The sequence below is a fragment of the Kordiimonas lipolytica genome, from assembly GCF_001550065.1.
Genome location: NZ_LRUB01000004.1, coordinates 1 through 13,365 on the forward strand (window position 1 = coordinate 1; position 13,365 = coordinate 13,365).

Genomic DNA, 13,365 nt, shown 5'->3' on the forward strand with positions numbered 1-13,365 from the left:
GTGCATGAACTGATGGAGGCGAGGGATGAGAAGTCCCTGCTGCGCTACAAGAAGAAGCTGGCCAAATACAGATTGCTGATCGTTGACGAACTGGGCTTTGTGCCGCTCTCAAAGACCGGCGCCGAACTGTTGTTCGAGGTCTTCTCCGAGCGATATGAAAGTGGCTCCACCATCATCACCAGCAACCTTCCGTTCGACGAGTGGACAGAAACCTTCGGCTCGGAACGCCTCACCGGCGCGCTCCTCGACCGGCTGACCCACCATGTTCACATCCTCGAGATGAACGGCGAAAGCTACCGCCTCGCGCAGAGCCGCTCAAAACCCCACCCAAAATGATCGCCAAAATATGATAGCCGGGGGCATGCCCCCGGCTATCATATCAACCATATCCATACTGGCTCACTTTTACGCCGCCCTATGGCCTAATTTTGCTCCGCCCTTGACAGCCTGAGCTAATTACCAAAATCATTGTATCTATATAATTATGATATTACAATAATTTTTTTGTCGCGAGATGGTCACATGAGAGATTGTGTTTAAATTTTATCATATATTACAATGATATATATGGTTTCTTATTCGAAATTCTTCATATAATTATGCCATATGATAATTTTTTGACATTTCGGACTTTTGTGTCATTATGATTGCGTGTTGTTGCCTTTTTAGGAGGATCCAATGGCTTCGGTTCAGCAACCATATGCGCACGCGCCAATATCAATCTTGGAATATGCAAGCCCAATGTTAGTTGCTGAAGAAACAAATCCCGTTGGACGCCTCCGATATTTTGAGGTGTCAATTTTCAACATGGAAGTACGGTGGTTTGTTCAAGATAACGCTGATCACCCCTACTTTCATGATGCATGGGCACAGGAACAACATGTCTTGATTAAGGGCTATTCCCAGATGTCCGTCCTATCTACAGTGTGCGAGCGTTTTCCAAGAAGCCAAGGTTTTGTAGTTACGCAAATCCGCGAAGCACATACATCGAATTAGCTGCGGCACCATAAACGAACAAGTATATCTCAATTAGCTTGCCATATGGAGAACAAGGATGCCCCACGTCCATCTAATAGTGCCTACTACAACAAAATTTGACTTTCTCGACTACGTTCAAGGTGCAATCACCGGCATGGACATTACGCTGTCACAATCCCATTTGGAGGTAGGCACATCGTCGGTAGAGTCAAAGTTTGACGAAGCACTCGGTGCAGCGAATATCGTCAAAAGGGCAGTAGAAGCTGAAGCGAACGGCGCGGACGCAGTTGTAATTATTTGCATGGGAGATCCAGGCCTTTGGCCAGCTAGAGAAGCAGTCTCAATCCCTGTACTTGGACCTGGCCAAACTGCTATGCATTATGCCGCTATGCTCGGGCAACGTTTCTCCATCCTCCCCACACTGGACGGCCGTCAAGCTACCTACATTGGCCACGCGAGGTTATATGGATTGGAGAATAGCCTCGCGTCTGTGAGACCTGCTGGCATTTCGGTTTTAGATATCGCAGTGAACCCAAACACTAAAGACAGGCTATTTGCGTGTGCGGAGAAAGCAGTTTTTGACGACGGTGCGGACGTACTAATTCTCGGGTGTGGCTGCTTTAAAAACTTGGACAAAGAAATAGAAAACCATCTGAAACAAAAGGGACAAGCAATCACTGTCATTGATGCGGTGCCTTTGACCGTCCTAACAGCGGCAGCCCTCGCCAAGACACAGCTTAGCCATAGCAAGAAGGCTTTCTGTTCCCCCCCGGTCAAAGAACGACCTGGTTATGAAGGCTTTGCCTTCACCGAAAGCCCCTCGAAATAGAACCGCAAGAAATAGAAGGCCCTCAAGTTTTTGAAGGCCTTCTATATTGGAATACCTAACGCTTGCTCCCACCAGCGGTCAATTGGTCCATGCGAGCCACGCTTTCCTTAAAACCTGAAAGCCCCCAAGCCAATGCCGAGCCTCCTGCAATAGCCGCAACAGCACTCACGATTGCCATCGAATAGCGAAGATCCGCTGGATCTTGAAAATATTGATCGGTCATAAGTGCAATAAGCAGCGGGCCAAGCCCAATGCCAATCAAATTCACAACGAAGAGATAGAGCGCCGAAGCCTGCCCTCGAAACTCATTTGGGGTGATTTGCTGGATTGATGAAACCGCCAACCCCCAAGGCGCGCTGCTACAAAACACCATCGGCACCATAAGCGACATGGCCATCCAAGGCTCGGGCATCAATGGCGCCAAGGCTGCTGGCAAGATACTAAAGCAAGTAAACAACATGGCTGCCTTGAATGCCCCGCCAGACTTACGCTCGCCATCAAACCTATCAGCTAACCAACCTCCAGTATAAATGCCCGTACTACCACATACCAAAAGGATTACACCATAAGCGGTTCCAGCATCTACAATTTCCCATCCATATGTCCTGGCAAAAAAAGTTGGCGTCCACAGTGCCACTCCGTTCACCAGCAGCGCTAGCGCACCAAACCCCAATGAGTGAGCGATGAAGGTCTTGCGATTCACAGCCAAGAAACGCAAGAATGCTGCTACGCTGGTTTCGCCCCCATCACCTTCGTCATCATCAGTACGCTCAAGCTTTAGCCTGTCTTTGCGCGCGGGTTCTCTAACGACCACAAGGAAAAACACCATCAGGAGCAATCCCGGGAGTCCCACATAGAAGAATGCCAGTTGCCAAGAGTATATATGCCCGAATACCGGCAGATCCAAATCAGGTAAACTGAGCGCCGCCTGCACTACATAGCTACCTATTATGTAAGCTAGACCCATACCCAAGTAGGTACCCATAACATAGGTGCTCAGAGCGCGCGAAAGGTAGTGCTTGGGAAAGTAGTCAGTTATTATGGAATATGCGGCAGGATTTAAGGTTGCCTCGCCGGCACCAACACCAATTCGAGCCATAAATAGTTGTGCAAAATTCTTTGTAAGACCACAAACTGCTGTAGCTATGCTCCAAAATGCAAGGCCTATAGCGATAATGCCCACTCGGTTTTTATGATCCGCCAACCGTCCTAACGGTAGGCCTAAGGCACCATAAAAAAGGGCGAACGCAAAACCATGCAGCAAACTGACTTGGGTGTCACTTAGACCCATAGTGCTCTTGATGGGCTCGACAAGCAATGTGAGGATGGTTCGATCCACATAAGCAAATATATATAAGACCATTAAAATGCCGACCACGAGCCAAGCGTAGCCAAGGCGCTCACCTTCATGCATCCCGGCCCGATCGTGAACGGCTTCCTTATGTCCTTCAGGCATCTCCAACCTTCCTACCTAGTGTAAAAGCCGTACCGGAGCCATGTGCCCCGATAATTCCAAGTCGTTTGGTTAGTGATCCACTAAGCCATAGACATTCCGAGCCTCTGCCTCCGTAATAAAGCCGTCTTTTAGGTCTTGACGGACCAGTTCTCGGTCTCGATCCAGTGGGGAACCAAAGCCTCCGCCGTTACCGGTCTGGATACAAATGACATCATTTTTGAGTACAGGGAACTTACTGAGCTTCGCAGTCTCAGAAACGCACTTACCTTCCCTGAAAATCTTGACCTTATTCGTAGTGCCTTCAAAACCCGCTTCCATACCCCAAGGAGGCACCGTGGCTCTAGAATAGTTCGTTGTAACCCAGCCATCTTGCCCCAGAATACGGTACCGCAGTTCAATGCCTTTGCCGCCACGATATTTACCCGCACCGCTTGGCTCGTCACTTAACTTCAGGCAGTCAATTTGCACACCATTTCTGATTTCATGGACTTCGACCGGGCAGTTATAGGTATCGCCATGTGATCCGCTGAAAAGCGCGTTTTCACCGTCCTTATTTATGGACGCGCCCCAGCCACCAATCTGTGGCTCAATAAAGCTATGTGATTTTCCATTGTCGCGCTTGAAGCCAATCGCTGTAGCGCAAACACCGTTGAAGTTGCCGGCAGGCACCGCCCCAGAGAGATGTGGCGCAAGTGCTTTCCAGACAAGGTCGTATGCTCCAAGCTTGTTCTCATACCAGAAACCGACAGGTGCCGGGAATTCAGCATCAAACATACTACCTTTGTCGGTCAATAACTGAAGGGGTCGATAGCTACCTGCGTTAGCCCATTTTTGGGGTGCCACGATACCTTTATAGATGGCCTGAATCGTTACCAATGTCGCCATGTAGCTTGTATTCATAGGCCCCTTATCTTGCGGTGGGTTGCCACGCAGGTCCACAATGAAGGCATCTTCAGTTATGGTCACTACCACTTTGATTTCAGCATTGTCGTTGGTCAAATCGCTAGCGGTAAAAGTGCCTTTAGGTAATGCTTTCAGTGCATTGCGTGCAACACTTTCGCCATAGCTGAGATAGTTTTCAATAGAATACAACAGCACTTCGATGGTGTACTTTGCCGCTATTTCTTCAATTCGATTGGCGCCGATACGGAGGGCAGAGACGCCTGCCCACATATCGCCTGCGGTTTGTTCCGGAAGCCGGTTGTTGCTCATGATGATATCGATTACCGACTGGATTGGCTGTCCCCGGTCAAAAAGTTTGACCTCCGGAAATATGAGTCCCTCTTGAAAGACCTCGGTCGCATGAGGCGATTGACCTCCCGGCACCATTCCACCGACGTCTACCCAGTGTCCTTTATTGGCCACCCAGGCCACCAACACATCGTCGGCAAAAACAGGCATAACAAGTGAAACGTCGTTTATGTGACTGACGCCGCCGCTATAGGGATCATTGGTGATAAAAATATCGCCTTTGCTAACCCCCTTACCTGTTCCAAATTTTTTGATCACTGCCTTGACCGCAGGCTCAAGCATACCAACAAACGTTGGGATGCCCGCTCCCGCGCTAGCTAGGTTTCCATCGCGATCAGTAACCGCCACGCCGAAATCGAGGACCTCATATATTACAGAGCTCATCGCAGCTTTTGCCATACTCACGAACATTTCTTCTGCTACAGCGACCAAAGAACTCTGAATGATTTCAACCGTAATAGGGTCGAATTTATGGCTTGTATTTGCGCTAAGCATTTTTGACACTCCGTACATAAATGTGAAGGTTGCCGAACTCATCTACGCGAACGTATTGGCCAGGTAATACAACTGTCGTCGTACCCGTTTCTTCAACAATCGCAGGACCTACGATTGACATAGACGGCTCTAGAAGAGCGCGATCATAGATCTGGGTGTCTAAAGTGCCTTCAAGGTCAAAGTCGACAGGACGTATACCCTTGAGTGCTTGCTCCGCCGTGGCGCCGGTCGTGGCCAATTTGGGCAGTTGCACTTTCGACACAGCTACAGACGCGACAAGATGATAACAAACGAGCTCAACTTTGGCGTCAAGGCGGTAGCTATACTCCTGCTCGTAAGTCGAGTGGAACCGCTCCCACAGAGCCGCAAAATCTTCTGGTTGCACGTCTGTTTGTGGAAGCTCAACGTCTACTGTGTGTTCCTGACCCGCATAACGGAATTTACCGATACGTTGAAACTGGACGGTCGATGGGTCTACACCATCTCGACCATATTGATCTCTCGCTTGTTGCTCTAACCCTTGCCAAGTTGCATTAATGTTTTGATCGAAACCTGCCTCGAAGAGCGTCAGCTGTGACAAAACATAATCACGTCGAAGGTCTGACAAGAGCATTCCCCAAGCGGAGAAGACCGATGAATTCATGGGAACGATAACTTTTGGAATATTGAGCTCTCGAGCCAAAGCGGTTGCATGCAGACTGCCGCCTCCGCCGAACGCTACAAGGGCAAATTCCCGGGGATCATATCCTCGATTGACAGACACAAGCTTTAGTGCATTGACCATGTTGTTGTTGGCAATACGGAGCACTCCGCGGGCGAGTTCGCTGTGACCGAGGCTGATCTTCGCCGCGAGCGGTGCCATCGCTTTCTCAACATTTTCCATATCCGCCACCATTGCCCCCCCCATCAAATAGTTGGGATCAATGCGTCCAGTAACGATGTTTGCGTCTGTAGTAGTGAAATAGGTTCCCCCATTTCCATACGCTGCTGGCCCAGGATTGGCTCCGGCTGACTTGGGGCCTACTCGCAACTTACCAAATTGATCAACCCAAGCGATGCTGCCTCCGCCATTGCCAATTTCAACCAAGTCGATAACCGGCGTCATAATCGGATAACCTGCGCTAATTTCATCGCGTTCAATCATGTAGCGGCTGGTAGTTTGGATTTTACCATCATGAATGAGCGAGCATTTCGCGGTAGTCCCACCTACATCAAAGGCAATGATATTGGGCTCATCAATGAGCTTACCCAAGGCCGCCGCGGCAAGTATGCCACTTGCAGGCCCCGATTCCACCAGGGTGATGGGATTTGATTTGGAAGCCTCAACAGTCTCAATGCCACCGTTAGACTGCATAATGTATAGTTTGCCACCAAGCCCTTTGCCTTTGAGACTGCGGTCTAGGTTATCTATGTATTGAGCGGCGACGGGTTTTACATAAGCCGAAAGTACTGTAGTACTTGTGCGTTCATATTCGCGCCATTCCCTGGTAATTTGATGTGACGCGATCACTGCCACTTCTGGCCATAACGTCAAAATCGCATCAAGAAGCTTCTTTTCATGAGCTGGATTTGCATAGGCGTGGAGGAAGCAAATTCCAATCGCCTCAACCTTTTCTTGCTTTAAGAATGCAATGTTGGATTTCAGATCGGATAGATCGATCGGATGGAGAACCTCACCCTGAAAGTTCATTCTCTCTGGAACTTCCATACGCAAGTGCCGTGGAACAAAGACTTCGGGCTTTTTATAATTGAGGTTGAAGATATCGGGGCGGTTCCCTCGACCAATCTCCAATACGTCACGAAAACCTTTAGTTGTAAAAAGAGCCGTTTTGACCCCCTTCCGCTCCGTCAAGGTGTTGATGACAACCGTTGAACCGTGCGCGAAAAAGCCGATCTGGTTAGGATCGAGCTCCGCAGCTTCAACAGCGTTCATAACACCGACATCGAAGTTGGGAGGGGTGGTATGTACTTTTTTGGCGCATATTTTCTGGATTGCGCCAGATGTTGGATCCACATCACAAAAAACAAGATCCGTGAACGTTCCACCAACATCTGTCGCAACACGGTAATTCAATGCGCCTTGACTCTCTTTTGACACTTTAAAGTCCTTTGCCCGGAGAAAACTCAACCCAGCACAAGCGACCCCACCCAGATACAACGCGCATCTTCCGACCCCCGGTTAAAGAGTCTCAAAGTCTCACGCAAATCGTAGTGCATGCTGTCGCCTGCTTTAAGCTGGTATACTTCTCCCGAATATTCGACCCTCAGCTGGCCTTCGAGCACATACAAAAACGCTTCCCCTTCATGCCCCTCACCTTTATCAGTTCGGCTTTCGTAGCCGCTAGGATAGGTAATATATAGAGGGTCAAGTTTTTGATCGGGAAACGGATTTGCCAATCGCACATGGACAGCATCAGAATCGATTTCGAGATATTCTGGATCATCTCCGCGACGAACAGTCTTCCATGACTGCGTCGCTTTGATAATTTGGTTCATGTCAATCTCTAGTGCCTCAGACAACTGAAACAGAGACATCAACGAAGGAATTGTTCGGCCTCGCTCAACTTGTGAAATGAAGGGAACCGATAGCCCACATTTTTCTGAAAGCTCTTTCAGTGTGAGACTTAAGTTTTTTCTGGCTTGCCTCAGTCCTGGTCCGACGTTGATTTTCTGGTTTTTTGGTGCAGACATTTCACAGCCTCTATTTTTTAACTATTGTCAAAATTTTGATGCGGCATCGTGCCTGACCAGTATTCACAAAGCAATACCAAGTTTACGGGCGGGATCGCTCCCGCCCGTAGCGGGTAGTTAGAAATTATAGGAGAGGTCCACCCCGTAGGTCCTCGGAAGACCACGGTGCGCGAAACCATTATGCACGTACTCGGAATTATATTCTTTGTTGAGCAAATTACGCGCCCACGCGGAAAGTTTCCATTTGCCGCCGATGTCACCGAAAGAGAGACGTGCATTAACAAGATTCAATCGGCTACGCTCAGTAGCGTTCAACGGTTCCCAGTATTGGCTACCGCGACTTTCCCAATCCACCCTGGCAATCAACTCATGATCGTTGGAAAGTTCAAATACTTGTTGAGCAGCCAGATTAAAGCTTATCTTAGGGACGTAGGGCGATTCATTTCCGACCGCAGTTGGGTCAATCGCGTACGCTTTGATCTCCGAATTAGTATACCCAAGCCCTCCTGAGAGACTTAAGCCAGTACCACTGGCATAGTGCACTTCAAGTTCGGCGCCCTGGATATCAATTTCATCAATCTGTGTAATGATTTGCGCACCTGCTGCAGGAATGAAGGAGAAGAACTGGAACCCCTCAAACTTGGTCACGAACGCCGCGCCAGTGACTCGAAGCTTTCGGTCCAATGCCCGCCCTTTGAAGCCAACCTCCCAGTTGCGTGAAGTTTCATCTCCGTAACTGTCTTGCACCAAAGTATCTGGATCCAAAGCGGCTGCTACAGCAGCAACCCCATCTTGGTTAAATCCACCGGAACGGAAGCCTTCCGAGTACGTGGCATAAGCTGATAGATCATCGCTAAATTTATACCGCAGAGTGAACTTTGGCTGCCACTTTGAAAAGTTCGCCTCCCGAACACTGCCCGGCACCCCAAGTGTAGCCGAGAAAACATCATGTGACGGACCTACATTTTCCGCGCGACGCTCGTCGCGGTCATAGCGAACGGCCGCTGAAAGCTCGAAACGCTCAGAAACATCAAAGTTTGTCTGCAGAAACGCTGCATACGCCTTATTATCGTTCTGGTCTTGAGCGACCCAAACTGAAGGATTATCAGAGTTAGCGCCTGCGAAAGAACCAACCTCTGGAAAAATCCCGATTCCTTGCCCCAGATCTGTACCGTTGGACCGGTTAACAAGGCGATCTGTCTCAAGGTAGTATACGCCCACGATATAGCGGAAGCGATTTTCATCCGGAGACGTAAACCGCAACTCCTGACTATATGTCTCGGTATCAAACAGTGAGTTCTGAGTGCGGGTAAGCGCACTAGTATATGGAGCTGCATCACCCACTGAAGTTTCGTAAATCGAGTCGTACGATGAAATGGCCAGAAGGCTTCCAAACTCGCCCTGCCAGTTCAACCGAGCAGAAAGCCCGAAAATCTCACGCAGTGACCGCCCAACAAAATTGCTTTCTATATCAGGGCCAACATCATCCGCATCCCCAGGAAGCCCTGAAAAACCCTTGGTGTATTCACCCGATACAGCATCAACTCGATTCATTACAAAATTAACCGCACCTGAAGTGGTTCGATCATAGTTGGCGCGGATATCCGCAGAGAACGATGCTGATGGATCCCACATGATCCGGCCAGTAATATTCTGATCCTGGTAGGGATCAGGTTCCGTCCGTAGATAAGTATTCCACAGATAACCATCATATTCCTTATGAGACACGGTCAAGCGGCCAGCTAAACTGTCAGCACCAAGCCCACCACTAACAGCAGCCTGAGCCTTCACCAAGCCACCATTGCCCCCGCCCACAAGGACTTTGCCTTCAAAGTCCTGTGCTGGTTTCTTCGTCGTTATGTTGATAGCGCCGCCAATTGCATTCCGCCCATAGAGAGCACCCTGCGGCCCCTTAAGCACTTCAATTTGCTCGATGTCAAACAAGTCAACATTGAACTGTCCCGGGGCGGTCTGCAGCACACCATCCACCACCACAGCCACGGGTGACTCACCATTCCGCACCTGCGAAATGCCACGAACTGTAATAAAGGAGATTCCAGGATTCTGAGATTCTGCGACCGAAATATTGGGCGTCATATTGATGAAGTCCGCAGGCCTTTCGATTCCAGCCTCCTCAATCTGAGTAGCCGAAAATGCGGAAACTGCCACCGGCACATCCTGCAAGCTCTCTGCACGCTTACGTGACGTAACCACAATCTCCTCAAATACCATTGTATCGCTACTTGCGCCGGCTGCTTCTTGCCCGTCCTGCGCGAAAGCCGGCATTGCTGAGGACGCCAAAAGGCACGCAATCAACGTTGGCGACATTTTATTAGAAGTCATTTCGAACTCTCCCCGAGTTTGCTTTCCCATTCAACGCGCCAATTGCAGCCCCATTAAACCGAGAGGGACACCTAGATGCTCGCACAGCATGCTCAACCGGCATACTTGACCATACATCTTACATAATTATTGTCAAAATAAAATTATGCTATATATATAATTTCAACCAAAAAGATAAAATTTTGGCGTGAGAGGTGAGCGAAGCCGCGGCACTCTCAGACTCAGAGGTTAAAAAACTAACATATTTTTTTAAATACGAGAATTTTACGGAATCACGCGAATGTGGTGCTTTTTGAACCGCGCTGAAACCTATGGGCCCAGCCTATATGAACCTCAGGAAATGTTCTGATGCTAGAACTCTCCCATCTACAACTGACCCCCAGTCCAGAGTTACACGGAAGACCGCCAATCCCACTAAAGGCTCCAGCTTCTGTGTTCCACCTTACAATTTGGTTCGAAGAAGCCTTTTCAACCAAAAGCATGGAACACTGTGCTCAACTCTGTAAGGCGCTCGGCGCCTCCGCCCCAAGCAACGGACGCCACCATGTTTTTCGCTACGGTGCATATATAATCAAATGGGAATGTCACACTGAGTTCGCCGCGTATAGTTTTGTCCTAGCGGATCAGACACAGAACAATGAAAGCCTGACAGATATTTTACCAGTTGGTTGGCTTGAACAGATTGAAAGTAGCATTACGATCGCCATTCAGGTCAATGTTCATAATGGCGCGCTGTCCCCGGAGGAAGTTTGTAGGTTGGCTAAATCACACTCAGGCAGCGAGGTCTGTGCCGGCAGCGCCACCGCCTGGTCAAATTTTAAGCCAAACAAAAAAGGTGTGTTGGAAATTGACATCTATATACGGGAACTTTGTCAGTTCCGGTCTGGGCGCCTTGTACAACGTCTTCTGGAAATCATCACCTACAATCACATGGCCCTGAAATCACTCGCCGTAGCGCGTAAAGTGTTGCAGGCAACTTTTCAACATGAACAGGATATCGAACATATTGTATCCAGCATGACTGCCGAGGCGGCCTCCACTCAGCCCCAACATAGCCTAAACAAACTCCTTGAACTATCCACCAAGATCGAAGAGCTCTCCGCTGCATCTACTTTCAGGCTCACCGCTGCTACTGCATATTACTCAATTGTTGAGCAGCGTTCCGAGGAAATTCGGGAAAGAAGAATTGAAGGGGCCCAACGTCTCTCAAATTTTTACCACCGGAATTCAGTTCCCGCTGTCCGTTCTTGTCAAACGGCCAGCAAACGGCTGAGAGAGCTATCCGAGAGAATTGAACGCGCCGCAGGCCTTCTTCGCACCCAAGTAGACCTAGACATTCAGAGCCAGAATAAGTCACTACTAACGTCCATGAATCGTAAAGCCCGCACTCAAATCCGACTTCAGAAGACTGTCGAAGGCTTATCTGTCGTTGCGATCAGCTACTACAGCATTGGCATTCTGGGGGTTGCAATGAAAGCACTAGCCCCCCTGGGTCTTCCTTTGGCCCCAGGGACAGCGACTGGAATACTATCGCCAATCGCTATTTTTGCCGTTTATGTATTGGTAAAACGCACCACACTCAAAGCGTTTGACAGTACAGGTCGAAGGCAGAGGAACAGCTAACTAAGTCAACAGAAACTGTGGGGAATATAGACCAAGGAAAGAAGATAAGAGTTGCACCAAAGTGTGCGAAAATTCGGCCTGCGTTCGGGTTTGTTACTGCTGATTTCACCTAACACCTTCATCAAACCAACAGCCCGCTCTTCGCAAATCAAAGCCGAAAGAGGCGAGGCATTATTCGCACTTGGTGAGCAGTCAAACAGCCTTATCCACCAATGCCCTTAACAAGACCCCGGTAATTTGGATCTCGTTCTGCAGGTATGGCTGCTCATTGGCTTGCTGGTATATTGCATCAACGACGTCGGTACCTTTAGTCACCCTACCAAATACCGAAAATCCCTTTTTATCCGGATGCCTGCGTCCGTTAAAATCCAATTCTGGCTCGTCCCGCAGGCAAACAAAGAAGCCTGGATAGGCAGTTCCGGCGGCAAATCGCGGCTGTGAAACAGAGTATTGCGAATGGCGTAGGCCTGTGATGTTAGTTGTTTCCATTGCCAACTTATCACATCGGACAGTCGGCAAGAATTTTTCACCACCTTGAATAATATGGATTTTGGGATTTCGGTTGGGCTGATTTCCGTCATTCAATACGCGAAAAAAGGTCGTGCCATTCAGTATCCCACATTCAACATTTTGTAGAAAATAACGGCATGTAAGAGGAGCAACGTCGGCACGGAGAAGTATCGAAAACTCTCCAATCTGGGTGGTGTATAGGGCGGTGTAAAAGTAGGCCACTGAAGCGGCGGCGTTGTGTTGCTGCGGGCGGAGTAAAAGTCTGCCACTTTTTGGCTTTTCCATTTGATGGGAGGGCCGGAGGATTTATTCAGTGGATTTATACAGAAGGGTTCGCCTTGCGTGCCATGTGCAAGGCCTGAGCAACCGGGAGGCTGCCCGGCGTTTCGGGATCAGCCGTGACACAGTCGCGAAGATGCTCTCGCATTCAGAGCCGCCGGGCTACCGGCGCTCAGTGCCGGTCAGGCGTCCCAAGCTTGATGGCTACACCGACATCATCGACAGTATTCTGGAGGGTGACCGCCAGGTAGGGCGCAAGCAGCGCCATACAGCGAAGCGTATCTTCGAGCGCCTACGCTCCGAGTATGGCTTTGATGGCGGTTATACGATCATCAAGGACTATGTGAGAGAGTACCGTCGGACCAGCCGCGAGGTCTATGTACCGCTGAGCCACACCCCCGGTCACGCGCAGGCGGACTTCGGCGAGGCCCAGGTGGTCATCGGCGGGGTGCGGCAGAAGGCCCACTTCTTCGTGCTGGACCTGCCGCATAGCGATGCCTGTTATGTCAGGGCCTATCCCCGGGCCACGACGGAGGCCTGGCTGGACGGCCACAACCATGCCTTTGCCTTCTTTGGCGCTGTGCCGCAGTCGGTCCTGTACGACAATGACCGCTGTCTTGTATCTCGCATTCTGCCGGATGGCACGCGCAAGCGGACCGACAGCTTCTCGGCCTTCCTGTCCCACTATCTGATAGAGGACCGCTATGGCCGCCCCGGCAAGGGCAACGATAAGGGCAAGGTTGAAGGCATGGTCGGCTATATGCGCCGGACCTTCATGGTCCCCATTCCGTCCTTCGCCAGCTTTGACGCTTTCAACGACTATCTGGAGGACGCTTGTACCAGGCGGCAGTCAGATGTCCTGTCAGGGCACAAGGTGAGCATCGGGGACCGGCTGCAGGCTGATCTGGCG

At 49.8% G+C, this 13,365-nt stretch carries 11 protein-coding genes; 5 read left to right on the forward strand and 6 right to left on the reverse strand.

Going from position 1 to position 13,365, the window contains the following annotated elements; translation table 11 throughout:
- The 3 genes from KORM41_RS02620 to KORM41_RS02625 all read left to right on the forward strand — a co-directional run.
- On the forward strand, positions 1-336 hold a 336-nt coding region (locus KORM41_RS02620), incomplete at its 5' end, for an ATP-binding protein (RefSeq protein ID WP_197420904.1).
- 342 nt (positions 337-678) lie between these two features.
- The gene (locus KORM41_RS21665; protein ID WP_156431866.1) at positions 679-996 is read left to right on the forward strand and encodes a hypothetical protein; all 318 of its coding nucleotides are present in this window, start codon (positions 679-681) and stop codon (positions 994-996) included.
- Between the two features lie 79 nt (positions 997-1,075).
- Positions 1,076-1,807, forward strand: a complete 732-nt coding sequence (locus KORM41_RS02625; RefSeq protein ID WP_231727103.1) for an aspartate/glutamate racemase family protein — start codon at positions 1,076-1,078, stop codon at positions 1,805-1,807.
- Between the two features lie 55 nt (positions 1,808-1,862).
- Here KORM41_RS02625 and KORM41_RS02630 read toward each other — a convergent pair whose 3' ends face one another.
- From KORM41_RS02630 to KORM41_RS02650, 5 genes are all read right to left on the reverse strand, one after another.
- A complete protein-coding gene (locus KORM41_RS02630; RefSeq protein ID WP_068144111.1) occupies positions 1,863-3,263 on the reverse strand; it encodes a spinster family MFS transporter in 1,401 nt (466 codons plus the stop codon).
- A 69-nt stretch (positions 3,264-3,332) separates the two neighbouring features.
- The gene (locus KORM41_RS02635) at positions 3,333-5,009 is read right to left on the reverse strand and encodes a hydantoinase B/oxoprolinase family protein (RefSeq protein ID WP_068144113.1); all 1,677 of its coding nucleotides are present in this window, start codon (positions 5,007-5,009) and stop codon (positions 3,333-3,335) included.
- Positions 5,002-7,107 carry a hydantoinase/oxoprolinase family protein gene (locus tag KORM41_RS02640; protein WP_197420936.1) on the reverse strand — a complete coding sequence of 702 codons (2,106 nt, stop codon included), beginning with the start codon at positions 7,105-7,107 and terminating at the stop codon, positions 5,002-5,004. Before KORM41_RS02640 ends, KORM41_RS02635 begins: the two co-directional genes overlap by 8 nt.
- A gap of 26 nt (positions 7,108-7,133) precedes the next feature.
- Complete coding sequence (locus KORM41_RS02645; protein ID WP_068144115.1) at positions 7,134-7,700, reverse strand: helix-turn-helix domain-containing protein; 567 nt, start codon at positions 7,698-7,700, stop codon at positions 7,134-7,136.
- A gap of 117 nt (positions 7,701-7,817) precedes the next feature.
- Positions 7,818-10,043: a TonB-dependent receptor gene (locus tag KORM41_RS02650; RefSeq protein ID WP_197420937.1), complete on the reverse strand. Its 2,226-nt coding sequence runs from the start codon at positions 10,041-10,043 to the stop codon at positions 7,818-7,820.
- Between the two features lie 348 nt (positions 10,044-10,391).
- On the opposite strand from KORM41_RS02650, the gene KORM41_RS02655 reads away from it, so the two are divergent.
- Complete coding sequence (locus tag KORM41_RS02655; RefSeq protein WP_068144119.1) at positions 10,392-11,666, forward strand: DUF3422 domain-containing protein; 1,275 nt, start codon at positions 10,392-10,394, stop codon at positions 11,664-11,666.
- Between the two features lie 192 nt (positions 11,667-11,858).
- Here the strand turns inward: KORM41_RS02655 and KORM41_RS02660 are convergent, their stop codons facing one another.
- A complete protein-coding gene (locus tag KORM41_RS02660; protein ID WP_068144120.1) occupies positions 11,859-12,461 on the reverse strand; it encodes a peptidylprolyl isomerase in 603 nt (200 codons plus the stop codon).
- 28 nt (positions 12,462-12,489) lie between these two features.
- Between KORM41_RS02660 and istA the strand changes: the two genes are divergently transcribed.
- The coding region (gene istA, locus KORM41_RS02665; protein ID WP_156431867.1) for an IS21 family transposase at positions 12,490-13,365 on the forward strand (876 nt) is incomplete at its 3' end.